General features: G+C 62.6%; 15 protein-coding genes and 2 pseudogenes. 6 read left to right on the forward strand and 11 right to left on the reverse strand.

Going from position 1 to position 14,112, the window contains the following annotated elements; genetic code table 11:
• Position 1: 1 nt before the first annotated feature.
• From FHX09_RS12850 to FHX09_RS30470, 3 genes are read left to right on the forward strand one after another with little or no spacing between them, the layout of a single operon-like run.
• The gene (locus tag FHX09_RS12850) at positions 2 to 727 is read left to right on the forward strand and encodes an SDR family NAD(P)-dependent oxidoreductase (RefSeq protein ID WP_184450101.1); all 726 of its coding nucleotides are present in this window, start codon (positions 2 to 4) and stop codon (positions 725 to 727) included.
• Between the two features lie 13 nt (positions 728 to 740).
• A complete protein-coding gene (locus FHX09_RS30465; RefSeq protein ID WP_348632825.1) occupies positions 741 to 1,049 on the forward strand; it encodes a DsbA family protein in 309 nt (102 codons plus the stop codon).
• Entirely contained in the window at positions 989 to 1,372 is a 384-nt protein-coding gene (locus FHX09_RS30470) for a DsbA family protein (RefSeq protein ID WP_348649170.1), read from the forward strand. Before FHX09_RS30465 ends, FHX09_RS30470 begins: the two co-directional genes overlap by 61 nt.
• 54 nt (positions 1,373 to 1,426) lie before the next feature.
• Here the strand turns inward: FHX09_RS30470 and FHX09_RS12860 are convergent, their stop codons facing one another.
• Positions 1,427 to 2,395 (reverse strand): NAD-dependent epimerase/dehydratase family protein, encoded by a 969-nt coding sequence (locus FHX09_RS12860; RefSeq protein WP_007787834.1) that lies wholly within the window; start codon positions 2,393 to 2,395, stop codon positions 1,427 to 1,429.
• A 109-nt stretch (positions 2,396 to 2,504) separates the two neighbouring features.
• Between FHX09_RS12860 and FHX09_RS12865 the strand changes: the two genes are divergently transcribed.
• Positions 2,505 to 3,428: a LysR family transcriptional regulator gene (locus tag FHX09_RS12865; RefSeq protein ID WP_132591307.1), complete on the forward strand. Its 924-nt coding sequence runs from the start codon at positions 2,505 to 2,507 to the stop codon at positions 3,426 to 3,428.
• Between the two features lie 186 nt (positions 3,429 to 3,614).
• On the opposite strand, the pseudogene FHX09_RS29815 reads toward FHX09_RS12865, so the two are convergent.
• The 6 genes and pseudogenes from FHX09_RS29815 to FHX09_RS12890 form a co-directional block, all read right to left on the reverse strand.
• Positions 3,615 to 3,749, reverse strand: a pseudogene (locus tag FHX09_RS29815) (plasmid pRiA4b ORF-3 family protein); the annotation flags it as partial.
• 311 nt (positions 3,750 to 4,060) lie between these two features.
• Positions 4,061 to 4,975 (reverse strand): SMP-30/gluconolactonase/LRE family protein, encoded by a 915-nt coding sequence (locus tag FHX09_RS12870; protein WP_184450103.1) that lies wholly within the window; start codon positions 4,973 to 4,975, stop codon positions 4,061 to 4,063.
• Between the two features lie 14 nt (positions 4,976 to 4,989).
• A complete protein-coding gene (locus tag FHX09_RS12875; protein ID WP_132591311.1) occupies positions 4,990 to 5,940 on the reverse strand; it encodes an ABC transporter permease in 951 nt (316 codons plus the stop codon).
• The gene (locus tag FHX09_RS12880) at positions 5,937 to 6,884 is read right to left on the reverse strand and encodes an ABC transporter permease (protein WP_184450105.1); all 948 of its coding nucleotides are present in this window, start codon (positions 6,882 to 6,884) and stop codon (positions 5,937 to 5,939) included. The genes FHX09_RS12875 and FHX09_RS12880 overlap by 4 nt, the downstream gene beginning before the upstream one ends.
• A complete protein-coding gene (locus FHX09_RS12885) occupies positions 6,881 to 8,332 on the reverse strand; it encodes a sugar ABC transporter ATP-binding protein (RefSeq protein WP_184450107.1) in 1,452 nt (483 codons plus the stop codon). The genes FHX09_RS12880 and FHX09_RS12885 overlap by 4 nt, the downstream gene beginning before the upstream one ends.
• A gap of 69 nt (positions 8,333 to 8,401) precedes the next feature.
• Positions 8,402 to 9,418, reverse strand: coding sequence for an ABC transporter substrate-binding protein (locus FHX09_RS12890; protein WP_184450109.1), 1,017 nt, complete (start codon positions 9,416 to 9,418; stop codon positions 8,402 to 8,404).
• Positions 9,419 to 9,697: 279 nt separating this feature from the next.
• Between FHX09_RS12890 and FHX09_RS12895 the strand changes: the two genes are divergently transcribed.
• Positions 9,698 to 10,936, forward strand: coding sequence for a sensor histidine kinase (locus FHX09_RS12895; RefSeq protein ID WP_132591319.1), 1,239 nt, complete (start codon positions 9,698 to 9,700; stop codon positions 10,934 to 10,936).
• Positions 10,937 to 10,949: 13 nt separating this feature from the next.
• Complete coding sequence (locus FHX09_RS12900; protein ID WP_132591427.1) at positions 10,950 to 11,672, forward strand: response regulator transcription factor; 723 nt, start codon at positions 10,950 to 10,952, stop codon at positions 11,670 to 11,672.
• 258 nt (positions 11,673 to 11,930) lie between these two features.
• Here FHX09_RS12900 and FHX09_RS29820 read toward each other — a convergent pair whose 3' ends face one another.
• The 4 genes and pseudogenes from FHX09_RS29820 to FHX09_RS12915 all read right to left on the reverse strand — a co-directional run bounded on the left by FHX09_RS29820 (position 11,931) and on the right by FHX09_RS12915 (position 13,777).
• Positions 11,931 to 12,134 (reverse strand): hypothetical protein, encoded by a 204-nt coding sequence (locus tag FHX09_RS29820; RefSeq protein ID WP_132591321.1) that lies wholly within the window; start codon positions 12,132 to 12,134, stop codon positions 11,931 to 11,933.
• Between the two features lie 735 nt (positions 12,135 to 12,869).
• Positions 12,870 to 13,199, reverse strand: a complete 330-nt coding sequence (locus FHX09_RS12910; RefSeq protein ID WP_246699438.1) for a type II toxin-antitoxin system RelE/ParE family toxin — start codon at positions 13,197 to 13,199, stop codon at positions 12,870 to 12,872.
• Between the two features lie 176 nt (positions 13,200 to 13,375).
• Positions 13,376 to 13,453: pseudogene (locus FHX09_RS30475) on the reverse strand (transcriptional regulator); the annotation flags it as partial.
• A gap of 18 nt (positions 13,454 to 13,471) precedes the next feature.
• Positions 13,472 to 13,777 (reverse strand): hypothetical protein, encoded by a 306-nt coding sequence (locus FHX09_RS12915; RefSeq protein WP_037081534.1) that lies wholly within the window; start codon positions 13,775 to 13,777, stop codon positions 13,472 to 13,474.
• Positions 13,778 to 14,112 lie beyond the last annotated feature (335 nt).

Here is a 14,112-nt window from a genome sequence, read left to right on the forward strand (position 1 = left end):
TATGACTGACAGAAAAACCATTGCCCTATTCGGCGCCGGTACCGGGCTCGGCAGCTCGCTGGCCCTGCGGTTCGGCCGCGAAGGCTATCGCGTCGCGCTCGTTGCGCGGCGTGCCGGGCCGCTCGAGGAGCGCGTGGCCGAACTCGCCAAGGCCGGTATCGAAGCCGCGGCGTTCCCGGCCGATCTCACCAATCTCGACGGGATCGCGCCGCTCGTGCGCTCCATCGAAGAACGCTTCGGCTCGATCGACGTCGCGATCTACGCCCCGGTGCCGTCGGACGCCGGCTTCGTGCCGGCGGTAGAGCTCGACGCGGGAAAGCTGCGGGCAGTGGCCAATATCTTCACCTTCGCGCCGGTCGAGGTGTCGCATGCGGTGCTATCAGGCATGTTGGCGCGCGGTAACGGCGCGATCGTCATCGTCGGCGGACTGACGGCTGTCGTGACGATGCCGGGAATGAGCGGTGTCGGCCCGCTGATGGCGGCGGCCCGCAACTATGCCTTCACGCTGAATGCCGAGGTTGCGGAGAGGGGCATCTATGCCGGCACGGTCAATATCGGTGCGTTCATCGACCGCTCGACCGGCCTTCGTGCCGCGACGGCGAACGGCATGACCCTCGGTCCAGAATATCCGGTGATCAACCCCGACGGCATCGCTGACGAGATTTGGGACCTCGTCAGCAAGCGCGACCGTCTCGAGGTCATCCTCCCGCCGCTGCCTTCGGCCTGAGCGGGTGGGGGTTATGTTGCAGATCGACCTTTACATCGAGATTACCTGCCCCTGGTGCATCATCGGACAACACCGGCTCGACAAGGTGCTATCCGAGCGCTTCACGGGTCTTGCCGCCGATATCAGGCATCACCCCGTTCTGATGATGCCGGACGCACGGCGGACGGGCTTTACATTCCGGACCTGCTTCTCGCCCGCTACGGCGTCTCCGATCCGAAGGCCGCGTTCGCGCGGCCCGAGGCCGAGGCCCGCGCCTCCGGGCTGGAGCTCAATCTCAGCCGGCAGCTCTGGACCTATCCGACACACGCGGCCCATGCGCTGATCCTCGCTGCGCGCGATCGCGGCACACAACACCCGCTGGCGGTGGCGATCTGCGCGGCACATTTCCTCGGCGCTAAGAATATCTCCGATGCCGATCTACTCGCCGATATCGCGGCGGACCATGGCTTTGATCATCTGGAGGGCCGCACGATTGCGGTGGATCCCGCCTGGCATGCGCGCGTCGAGCAGGCAGCGGCGCAATCCGCTGCTGCCGGTATCCGCTCGGTTCCCCACTTCGTCTTCGGCGGACGCGTTGCGATCAATGGCGGCCGCAGCGAAGACGAGATCGCACTGGCGATAAGCGAGGTCGTCGCGAGCGGTTGAGAGGCAGGTGCGGCCTGACCGGATCGGGATCACTCGCAGGGTGTCGAGCGATGCTCATAGCCGAGCGTCTGGAGCAATCACTATTCCGGACGCTATCATTGCCCTAAGGGATTCTTTGACGGCCTCGAAGCTCGTGTAGCGGGGTTGATAGTCGAGACGCTGGCGACTTTTCTCGATCGAGTGACAGGAGCTTCGGATGATGTGGCCGCGGCTGTTTTCGGCATAATCTCCGAGGCCGAGGATCCATTCTTCGAAGGGCTTGTAGGCAAGGCGCGGCTCCTTGCCGAACCAGCTGAAGACCGTTTCGGCATAGCCACGCAGCGTCACGGCCTGTTCGGAGACGATGTTGAAGACTTCGCCGATGGAGGCTGCGCGATTGTCGATCGCCGCGATGATCCAGCGGGCGACGTCGTCGGCGTGGACGTGATGGACCGTCTCCAGTCCGAGGTTCGGCAGCACCAGTTCGTCGCCACGAGCGATCTGCGAAAAGATCTCCGGATTGGCATTGCCGATTGGGTTGATAGGGTTCCAGCCTTCGCCGACGATATGACCGGGCCGGAAGCAGGTGGCAGGAAAGCCGGCAACCCGGGCCTGGCGCATCAGCCAAGCTTCGCTCTCCGCCTTGCCCCTGCCATATGCATCGATCGGATTGGTCGGATCGGCCTCGGTGGAGGGCATCGTGAATAGGCGGCCGTAGACCCAGATCGTGCTGCAGAAGAGGTAGTGCTCGATCCTGCCGCGCAGCGCCTCGACCACCTGCTGGGTGCTGGCGAGATCGAAGGCGATCATGTCGATGACGATATCAGGCTCAAGGGCTGCGATCTTGGCGCCGAACTGGCCGAATTTTTCCTCGGCTGCGCGGTCGAGCGCGACATGTTCGATGCGGCTCCAGGCCTCACACGGGCGATAGGGCTTGGCGACGCCGCGGCTGACGTTGACCACCTGGTGCCCGCGCTCGACCAGCGCCGGCACCAGATAACTGCCGACATGGCCGCTGCCTCCAATAATGACGATACGTGACATGGCTCATCTCCTCAAAGCTCTATAAATCCCGGTGAAGCTGAAGCTAACACGCATTGCCTATCGCGATTAGCAGCCGTAAACTCGATGCACCTGTGAAATAAGCTCAGCAATGCCACGCGACCAGATCAACGAACTCACCGCCTTCCTTGCCGTTGCCCGGGAGCGCAGCTTTACCCGGGCGGCGGCCGAACTCGGCGTTACGCCCTCGGCGCTCAGCCACACAATCAAAGGGCTGGAGGAGCGGCTTGGGTTGCGGCTCCTGTCGCGGACGACCCGCAATGTGGCGCCGACCGAGGCCGGGGAGCGTCTGCAGCGGCAGGTCGGCCCGCTCTTCGAGCAGATCGCCACCGAGATCGACGAGATCGGCTCGCTGCGCGACCGGCCGGCCGGCACGATCCGGATCACCTGCACCGACGCGATGATCGAGACGATCTTCCGGCCGAGGCTCGGCGCCTTCCTGCAGAAATATCCCGACGTCCGCGTGGAGCTCGACATGAACTACGCACTGGTCGATATCGTCGCGGAGCGTTTCGATGCCGGCGTGCGGATCGGCGAAGCGCTGGAGAAGGACATGGTGGCGACACGGATCGGGCCGGACTGGCGCTTCAGCGTCGTCGGCTCGCCTGGTTATTTCGCGCGTCATGCGCCGCCGGTCACGCCACAGGATCTGCGCGAGCACAATTGCATCAATATCCGGTTGTCGGCCTCTGGCGGCACGCTGAAATGGGAGTTCCGCTCGCCCGAAGGGCGCGACATCAGCCTACGCGTGGAGGGGCAGGCGACGTTCAACACGTCCGGCGCCGCGCTCATCGGCGCGGTCGACGGGCTCGGCCTCGGCTGGATCCCGCAGGAATTTGCCGCCCCATATCTTGCGGACGGCCGCCTCATCGAGGTCCTCAGTGACTGGTGCCCCTCCTATGAGGGCTATCATCTCTATTATCCCAGCCGCAAACAGCACTCCCCGGCTTTTGCCGCGTTCGTCGACGCGATGTGTTATCGCGGGCCGCTTAGAAGCAGAGAGGCCGGAAATTAGGAAGTTCCGGTGTTGGCGAATTCGCCAAACGTTCCTCAGGTTTGGCTTCAGTTGCGGTACTGGTCTCCCAAGAAGATTGATGGGGGCAACTGCACGGGACGTTCGAACGCATAAGTATCAGTCTGTCGCAGCGATTCCGCGGTTCGATTCCCTTCGAGGGCGTTCCACCTGGAATCCTCGCCCAAATCATTTCTTCGGGATGGCTTTCGGTTTCGGTTGATACAGACGCCGTTTGACTTTCGCGCTTAGAGCATTGCGGAGATCTTTGTCCACCATCGAAAGGTCGAACCATTCCGGATCAAAGTATCCACCGCACCAACGACTTGCGAAGTCGCCCTAGAACCCTGTTCAGTCTACTAGCTTCAATAGGTTGTGGGCTTTTGAAGTTCGGTGGAACCGCAAGCTCGGCCAAGTAGGCGCTCAGGTCAGTTCAGCGCGCTGCCGAACGTCCCCTGGAGGCAGGTAGGATCAGGGGATGAAAATTGTTGGCTTGTTTGTCTCCAAGACCCGCAGTGGCAAATCTTGATCTCGATCGAGACACTATGGCGCGTAGAATACAAATTCGTGAGGCGTGGCACGTTCTTCAATTCAACGCACAGGTCTTGGGTTCCTGTCCCATTAAGGTGGGCACCTTACGGCATCTGAGAGCCGGTCACGGCGACGTAAAGTGAATAGAGCGAGCGGGTTGCTGCAATAAACAGCCGGTTGCGTTTGGGGCCGCCGAAGGTGAGGTTTGCGACGGTTTGCGGTACGCGGATCTTGCCGATCAGTTTACCCGTCGGGTCGAAGCAATGCACGCCATCCCCAGCGCTCGACCAGAGGTTGCCGTTCACGTCCGTGCGGATGCCGTCTGGAATGCCATTGTCGATCAGGCAGAAGACGCGGCCGTTCGTGAGCCTGCGACCGTCGACCACGTCGAAAGCGCGGATGTGGCGTGGCAGGCTTTCGTCGTGGCTTGCTGCCGAATCCGCCACGTAGAGAATGGTCTCGTCGGGCGAGAAGGCGAGGCCGTTCGGCTGGTTGAAATCCGTGGCGACCGCCGTAAGCTCGTCGGTCGCCGGATCGAGCCGGTAGACGTTGCGGGTCGGTTGCTCCGGCTCCGCGCGATAGCCTTCGTAGTCCGACATGATGCCGTAGGTGGGATCGGTAAACCAGATCGTGCCATCGGACTTCACCACCACGTCGTTCGGCGAATTGAGCCGCGCGTCCTCGAAACGGTCGGCGAGCACGGTGATCGAGCCGTCGACTTCAGTGCGCGTGATGCGGCGTGTACCATGCTCACAGGAGACGAGCCGTCCCTGCCTGTCGCGCGTATGGCCATTGGTGAAGTTGGACGGTTGCCGATAGACCGAGATGCCGCTCTCGGGCGTCCATCGCAGCATCCGCTGGTTGGGGATGTCGCTCCACAGAAGTTGGTTCGCGTCGTTGAACCAGACGGGACCCTCCGCCCAGCGGCAGCCGGAATAGAGTTCGTCGAGACCGGCGCTCGTCACGATCATCTGCCGGAAACGCGGGTCGTGAATTTCGTAGATGCTGGCCTCGGCCATGGCGGTCTTTCCGTTTATCGCATGCCGGCTCGGCGACCGCCGGCGAGCATGATGACGCTGATGATGATGAGGCCGGTCATGATGAGGCGGATGCCCGCGCCGAGCCCGTAGGTGTTGAGCATGGAGACGACCAGGAACATGAAGAGCGACGCGCCCCATATGCCCGGCACGTTGGAATCGCCGCCGGCGACCGCCGTGCCGCCGATCACGACGACGGCGATCGACATCAGGAGATATTCCGAGCCCATGTTGAGCGCCGCACCGCCGGAAAAGCAGGCAAGCAGATAGCCTGCGACCGACGCGAGCACGGCGCAGAAGAGGTAGGTGACGAAGCGCGTGCCGTCGACCGGTATGCCCGCCATACGCGCGGCCGGCATGCTCTGGCCGATCGCCGAGATCCAGCGCCCGTAGATCGTCTTTTCGAGCAGGAACCAGGCAAGGATCGAGATGAGGAGCGCGACGATCGCCACGTTCGGCACGCTAAGCGTGTTCGACGTCGTGAACTCCGCAAGCATGCTCGGAGGCTTGATGCGCAATCCCCGGTTCGTCCAGATCGCGGCGGACTGTACGATGAAGCTCATCGAAAGCGTCGCGATGATCGGCGGAATGCGTAGCGCCTTGATGAGCGCATAGTTGCAGAGGCCGACGACGAGGCCGATGACGATGACGACAAGAAGCCCGGGCAGGATCATGCCGTTTTCGACATTCATCAGCTTCAGCGCCACCGTGCCGGCAAGCGTCATGGTGGCGGGAACCGAGAGATCGATGTTGCCGGGACCGAGCGTGATGACGAACATCTGGCCGATGCCGACGACGACCGAGAAGGCCGCGAAGGTGAGAGCGGCCTGCGACAGGCCGAGCGTGCTGGCGCCGAGCGTCACGATGATCGTCAGGAACCAGACGACAAAGGCGGCAAGCCATGACCAGATCCAGGGTTTGCCGAAAAGACGCAGCATGGGGGTCATCGGCGTTTCTCCCGCTTCTCGAGACGGTTCAGCATCAGGCGGAGCGCGAGCACGATGATTAAGATGGCGCCCTGAGCCCCGATCTGCCAGTCCGGCGAGATGCGTAGGAAGGACAAGAAAGAGCCGGCGAGCGTCAGCGTCAGCGCGCCGATGACGGCACCGATGGGTGAGACGCGGCCGCCGATGAACTCGCCGCCGCCGAGGATCACGCCGGCAATCGACAGCAGCGTGTAGCGCAGCGCGATATTGGCGTCGGCTGAGGTGGTCAGGCCGACGAGGGCGATGCCAGCCAGCACCGCGAAGAAGCCGGCAAGGCTATAGGCGGCGGCGCGCGCCCCGACAATCGACCAGCCGGCGCGCTCGACCGAGCGCTGGTTGCCGCCGATGCCCCGGATCAGCACGCCGAGCGAGGACCGCATGACAACGAGGTGGGCGACGGCGGCGATGACGATGCTGGCGACGATCGCCATCGGCGCTAGCGGCGGCTTGACGGTCATCAGCCAGCGCACCCAGTCCGGCGCCTGCCCGCCGGGTGCCGGCAGCAGCAGTACGGCAAGGCCGCCCCATACGAAACTCATGCCGAGGGTCACGACAATGGACGGCAGGTTGCGCAGATGGATGACAACGCCGAGCGCCGCATAGGTCGCGATCGCGCCGGCAAGGATTACAATGCCGGTCACGGGGGCATCCCGCAGAAAGGTCGCGGTTACGCAGGCGACGAAGCTGACGAAGGTTCCCATCGAAAGATCGAGATCGTTCACCGCCATCACGAGCATCTGGGCGATCGTCGCAAGCGCGATGGGCACAGCCAGGTTAAACAGCAGGTTAAGCCCGACATAGCTCATGGCGCGCGGCTGCAGCCAGAAGACGGCGGCGAGCAGCAGCGTCAGCGACAGGGCGGGAATGGCAAGACGCATGGCGTCGGACGAGAGCCGGAACGTCATGCGGCGACCCCCTCGAAGGAGGCGGCGATGATGTTCTTCTCATTGACGGCGTCGCCGACGAGTTCGGCCGTGATCCTGCCTTCTCGGAACACGTAGACGCGGTCGCAGAGGCGGACCTCGTCCATTTCCGTCGAGTACCAGATGAAGGTGCGGCCGCGCGCCGCTTCCTCGCGGATGATCGCGTAGACCTCCTGCTTGGTCCCGACGTCGACGCCGCGCATCGGATCGTCCATCAGGACGATCGGTGCGCGCGTCGAAAGAGCGCGTGCGAAGAGCACCTTCTGCTGGTTGCCGCCGGAAAGTGACAGGATGCGGTTGTCCATATCGGGCGTGCGGATCTCGATCCGCCGCTTCCAGTCGGCGGCTTTTGTCTCCTCTTCTCTCACGAGAATGACGCCGCGCCGGGACAGGTCGCCGAGCGAGGCGATGGAGAAGTTGCGCAGGATGCTCCACAGTTCCAAGACGCCGTTGAGGCGGCGATCGCCGGCGACGAAGGTGACCTGCGGATCGCGCTGAGGCAGCCAGTTGCCGGACTGGGCGGCATGCAGGGCGAGCAGGAGCTCGGTCTGCCCGTGGCCCGCAAGACCCGTCAGTCCGATGATCTCACCCTTGCGCGCTGTGAACGAAAGGCCTGCGGCCTGATGGGACAGGATAAGCGGAGCGGTGGACTGTTCGCGCGCCGAAGCCTGCCCGGTCTCCTCTTTCGCAACGGTGCCCATGGCTTCCACGAGGCCGTGATGATCGAAGCCGCGCGCCGGACGTTCGGCTGCGACGCGGCCGTCCTTCATGACGACGATGCGGTCGGAGGTTTCGAGGATCTCGTGCAGGATATGCGATATGAAGATGACGGACCCGCCCGCGGCGATGAAGCGGCGGACATGGTCGAGCATCTGGCGAGCAAGGCTTGCGTCGAGCGACGAGGTCGGTTCGTCGAGGATCACCAGCCGCGGCGCAATGCCGGCATCGGAAAAGGCCATGGCGATCTCGACCATCTGCCGCTCGGCGATCGAAAGATCTCCCACGGCCCGACTGCTGTCGATGCCGTGGTTGGGAAACACGGTATCGAGGCTCTTCTCGATGATTTTTGCCGCGCGCCTCCGCCAGCCGAAGCCACCGAGATGGCGATGCATGATGCGCGTATTCTCGACGATGGAGAGGTTGGCGCAGAGCGAAAGTTCCTGGAAGACGCAGCGCACGCCGCGGGCTCGCGCCACGTTGATGCCGTAGCGCTCCAGCGGCTCACCGTCGCTGGCGATGCTTCCTTCGTGCGGTGTGAGGCCGCCGTTGATCACGCTGACGATCGTGGACTTGCCAGCTCCATTGTGTCCGACGAGCCCGACGCATTCGCCCGGCATGACGCGAAGCGTAACGCCGTCGAGTGCCCTGACCGCGCCGAAGCTCACCTTGGCGCCATCGACCGCGATCACCGCCTTCAAAACGTCATTCATGCTGCCCGCCACATCTGCTTGCAAAAATGCCGCGCAGCCATTTGCGGCACGCGGCAGTCGCCGGGAGATTTACTTTGCCGACTCGATGACTTTGATTGCGTCCGCCTGCGTGTATTCCACGTTGGCGACGCCGCCGGCCTGGGTATTGGCGAGGTTCGTTTCGAGATTGTCCTGGTCGATGCGCAGGAAGGGCACGACGAGGTCCTTCTTGACCTGCTTGCCGTCAAGGATCTGCTGGGCGACCCAGAAGGCGAGCGTGGAGACACCGGGTGCAATGGACACGGACATGGTCTCATAGCCCTTCGCGTCCTTCTGCTCCTTCCACCACTTCAGTTCATCTTCGCGGTTGCCCATGACAATAATCGGCATCTTCCGGTCGGTCGCGGCAATCGCCTGTGCGGCACCATAACCGTCGCCGCCCTGCGTCACCACGCCGACGATATCGGGCAGGCTCGGCAGGATGCCTGCAACCGCCTTCTGCGCCACGTCCTGCGCCCAGTCTCCGTGAACGGAACCGACAACCTTGAACTGCGGGAACTGCTTGGCGCCCTCGTGAATGCCCGCCGAGATCTCGTCGTCGACGAAGACACCAGCAAGGCCGCGGATCTCGAGCAGGTTGCCACCGTCCGGGAGTTTTTTCGATAAGTATTCCACCTGGCTGCGGCCCATTTCCTTGAAGTCGACGGCGATGCGCCAGGCGCAGGGTTCCGTCACGATGCCGTCGAAGGAAACGACGGTGATGCCGGCGTCGCAGGCTTCCTTGACCGCGCCGTTTAGCGCCGTCGGCGAGGCGGCGTTCAGCACGATCGCGTCATAGCCCTGCAGAATCATGTTCTGGATCTGCGCGGCTTGTTCCGTCGCCTGGTTCTCGGCGGTGGTGAAAGGATCGGCGCTGGCAACGACGCCGGTCTTGACGGCTTCACCCGTCACCTTGCCCCAGCTCGTCAGCATCGCCTGGCGCCAGGAGTTGCCGGCATAGTTGTTGGAAAGGGCGATTTTCTTGGCCGACGTGTCGGCAAAGGCGGAAACGGGCATCGCGGCGCAAGCGATAGCGGCCGATGCCAGAAGCATCTTACGAATTGTCATGTCTTCCTCCCTCATGATCGCGCCGGTCGGCGGATCGCTTCACTCCTGCCTCGCCCAATCGGGTTCGAGTGAAAATTGTTCTTGCACTGAGCATCCTCCTCTCAGTAAGGGCAGGATGCGGGAGATCGACCGGCCTGTACAGGGGCAAGGCGGCAAGTCGTTTGCGGGTTTTGCCTAACAAGCTGCGGGTTTACGCAAGACGGCGGCGCTTCCGCTGGCGCTTACTGCGAAGCGATCGCGGCGGGTTGAGGAGCCTGCCATCTCGGGGAGGAACTGACGATGCTGCATCTCGCACCCGCAGCCATGTTCGACCACTATCTCGGCATTTCCCGGCTGCTCGCGGGCCAGCTAGACTTCCGCTCGGCCATCCGTTCCGTCGCGGCCGAGGTCGCCCATATCATCCCGCACGACCATCTCGATGTCTGTGTGCTGCTTGAGGACGGTAACTATCACACGGCCTACGAGACTGGCATCGAGACCGCCTGGGGCGACCTTGCTGGTGCGCCTGTGGTCAACAGCCCCATCCGCTCGCTGCTCTGGGGCGAGGTGGACTTTCTCCTGGCGGAAGACGCCATGACGGACCCGCGTTTCCACTTCGAGGGCGCATTCAAGCGGCCGATCGTCGAACAGTCGCTGAGGAGCCGTTTGCATGTACCGATGAAGGTGCAGGGCACGATCATCGCGGCGCTCTCCTGTTCATCGCAAAGGGCGAGCGTCTATACAATGGAGGATATCGAACGCGCCCGCATCATCGCCGACCTGCTGACGCCCTATTTCTTCGCGCTGCAGGCGGCTGAGCAGGCCCAACGGTCGGCCATCGTGGAGGCGGAGGCGCGCGCCCGCGAGGAGGGGTTGCGGCAAGGCGCGCTGAAGCTTACCGAAGCACTGGAGCAGGAGCGTCAGCGGATCGGCATGGACCTGCACGACCAGACGCTCGCCGACCTGACACGGCTCGCCCGCCGGATCGATCGGCTGTCGCGCAACGGCGAGGTTGCGCCCGAGGCGCTGGAGCCCGTGTCACGTTCTCTCCAGCATTGCATGCAGGATCTGCGGCAGATCATCGAGCAGGCAAAACCCTCCGTGCTGCAGCTCTTCGGCCTTTCCCAAGCGATCGAGCATCATCTGGACCGATCGACCCGCGACACGGGATCGGGCATCGAATGGGGCCTCGTCGACGAGACGAATGGCGCGCTGGAGCGACTGGAGCCGACCGTCAGCATTGCCTTATTCCGGATCGCGCAGGAGGCGATCAACAATGCGGTGCGTCATGCCGCCCCCCTGGCTATCATGGTGCGGCTCGGGGCCGACGACGAACGGCTGTCGATCGAGGTCTCCGATGACGGGACCGGGCTCGCCAAGGCGCGGGGACGGATTGGCGGAGGCATCGACAACATGAAGACCCGTGCGCGGCTGATCTCGGCGCGCTTCACGACCGGGCCAGGTCACAACAATCGCGGGACTGTTGTGCGGGTCGTGCTGCCGCTCGTGCCGCACGACCCGGCGAGCGGGCCAAACTGAGGAGAGGGGCATGATGAAGGTTCTGATCGTCGAGGACGACCCGCTGCACCGGTCCTATCTGCACGAGGCGGTCAACGCTGCCCTGCCAGAATGCGACACGGTGATCGAGGCGGAGAACGGAACCGTCGGCGAGAAGCTTGCCCGCGACCACAAGTCGGCGCATATCGTCATGGACCTGCAGATGGCCAGCCGCAACGGCATCGAGGCGGCGCGCACGATCTGGAAGGAGCGGCCGGAGACCCGCATCCTGTTCTGGTCGAATTACTCGGACGAGGCCTATGTGCGCGGCGTCTCCCGCATCGTGCCGGACGGCGCCGCCTATGGCTATGTGCTCAAATCTGCCTCCGACGAGCGGCTGAAGCTTGCGCTACGCTCGATCTTCATCGAGAGCCAGTGCGTCATCGACCGCGAGGTGCGGGGCCTGCAGCAAAAGAGCCTCGGCCAGACGAACGGCTTCACCGATTCCGAATACGAGATCCTCGTCGATATCGCGCTGGGTCTCACGGACCGGGCCATCGCCAAACGTCGGAGCCTCTCGCTGCGCAGTGTGCAGAACCGCTTGCAGCAACTCTACGACAAGCTCGACGTCTACCAGAGCGCCGGCGATGACCATGAGGACGGCCGCTTCAATCTCCGCGCCCGCGCCGTCACCGTCGCTTTCCTGCGCAAACTCCTGAACTACAGCGCTCTGGAGCGGGCTGAGGCAGAACTGCAGGAGTGGCTTGACGGAAAGTAGTCCCCGAAGCTGCTTTCACGCGCAGCTTCGGGTCGTGGCCGCCGTTGCATAGAATGACTGCTCGTGGATCAGGCCCGGCAGCCGTCGCCCGGGAGTAGGCTGCTCTCAAGTAAAATGGTACTGACCAGTGCGTGAACCTTTTCCTACGCTGCCAGATCCGACTGCCGCTCTGCAGATCTGCTAAGCGGCAGTCGGGAGAGCCGAAGGGTTGCGGCAGTCTTCGCGCTCGCTTCCCGCGACGCGCGTCGGTACTTGATACTAGTTTACCGCAGCCCGCCGAGCGAGTGCCATGACGTAGTCATCGGCGATATCAGCCAAAGTCAGGGCGACCTCCGGTTCATTCCACCCCGCCGCGAGGGTCCTTTGCACGAAATCGCGAAACGCCGCCGCGAGTACCTCCTCGCGATCAAGAGCTCGGCAGGGATCATTCGCGGCTCGCATTATCAGACGGATAGCTTTCATTGATGCGCCCCTCACGGTTTGCCTTGTTGCACCACAAGTGCATTCGTCATGCACTCAGCCTCTTGCCATGCGCTATTATGCTTCTTTTCTAATGCCTTACGCGCTGCGTGTCGTTAGCTTCCGATCCCAAAACTTGCAGCGGCGTCCATTTCTGCGGCTGGGGGAAGTGGCAGTGGTCAATCATTCCCTTCGCTCAGGAACGATTGGATGACAACGCGTTCGATAGACCGATGATCGGTTTGCCGAATTGACAGTCGTTTCCCGTGGTGGAGCCTGTCGTGCAACTCATGTCGCAAGAACGCATCGCCAGGCGGGTTCGGTTTTCGGTCCGATAAAGATCGGAGGCGGGTAGCCAGCTGAAGCTGCAGCTGCTCTTGATAGGCGAGAGGCAAGGGGTAACTCTCGCATGATCTCTCGCCTGCCATCGCAACCATCAAGGATGACGTGACGTTGCGTCTCCGGACGGAGGGAGGCAGGCCAAAAGCGGCCTTCCATGGTTCATGGTTTCCCGCAGACAAGCCATCTGTGGCGCAAGGTCACGCCGCTTCTGGTAAAGAGAGGCTTCGGCGTGATCGCCTCGGATTATCGGGATGCAGGTTGCTCATCGAAACCGGCTGGAGGTTACGACAATGGAGCATGGCCTGCGACATCAAGCTCCTGCTTCTCGGACATCGCGGTGTTTAACGGCCAATCGTGCTCGTCGGCCACGATATCGACGTGCCACTCCAGGCGACGTCATTCATGACGGAGATGCGAATTGGTCCGCGCGGCGCAGTGTTCGAGCTGAAGTGCCCCGGTAAGCTCGCCGCTACGAGGCCAGCCCTTAAACAACGACTTGGGGGAGATCTTTCGGCGCCCGTGCAGCACTCGGATGATTTCGACTGCGCCGCCGGTGAGCCGATAAAGAGTTAGATACTCGCCTGAGACCAGATACCGAATACCCGGTGCGATATCGTCGCGCGCCACGCCCGAGTAAGCGTGTCGTGCAAGATGCTGCCAGCGGGCCTCAATCGCATCGAGAACTCGATCTGGTGCGACTATGTTTTCAACAGCATGTAGGACCAGATTTCGATTTGGTCTTCATCGGCACGATCCGTGTGGACAATCGAAAGCACAGTTAGCGTTCGTGTCGTGGAGATTCAAAGCGATGGCGCGCGGCAGCTTTCACCTCTGCCATCGTCGAGCGCGAACTTGGACCGCGGTCGATGCCCTCCGGTGGTCTTTGCTACCTGATGCCGCAAAACTGGCTGACTCACATGATTTTTCTCGCGCAGCGCCTTGATCGCGCTTGGCGTCAGTGCCTTAGGAACAGAGAGGCAAGCAAGCGGCGCGCGTTCTTAAATTCCTGACCCGTCGAGCTGCAGGGCGTCGTCGCCTTCCCAGGGTGAGGGCATCGAAGTGCGATTGAGATTGGCCGAGGGCATCGGCATCCAGCACTTCAATTCCGGCTCGGCGTATCCAATGATGCGGCCCGGTGAGGAATCAGAGGCGCGCCAGCCTTCTGCACCGAACTGATCGCCATTCGACCAATACGCGAGGTCAACGGCTGCCGGCCCCTGTTCGGACGGGTAGATCGTGACGAGGATCCGACTTCCGTCTTTCGGCGCGCTTGCCATGTGGCGCCAGCGGTCTGGCTCGTCCATCATTCTTTTCCTCCTGCCTTGCTGCAGGTTGCAAGTGTCGCCTTGCCATCGAAAACGGTCAACTCAAACTTTGCACGACCCATCATCTGTCGATTGATTGTCCGATCAAGAGATCGGGTGGGTTTCTTGAGCATCGGCAAAACGGCACTACTGACCACGACGCACAGCTCCGCCGAGGACAGAGGAGCGCAAGCTACCAGCAGACAATCTTCGCTTTAGGCTGCTGCTCGTTCAGTGTCGGCGACCTGCTCCTTGAAATGGTTCCCAAGCGCTTCAGCGATATCCGCTGCTTCCTGCCTACCACGGCTCATGGTCCGGCGCTCGCGACCAAACGC

It is taken from the genome of Rhizobium sp. BK538 (genome assembly GCF_014197575.1).
GTDB lineage: Bacteria > Pseudomonadota > Alphaproteobacteria > Rhizobiales > Rhizobiaceae > Rhizobium.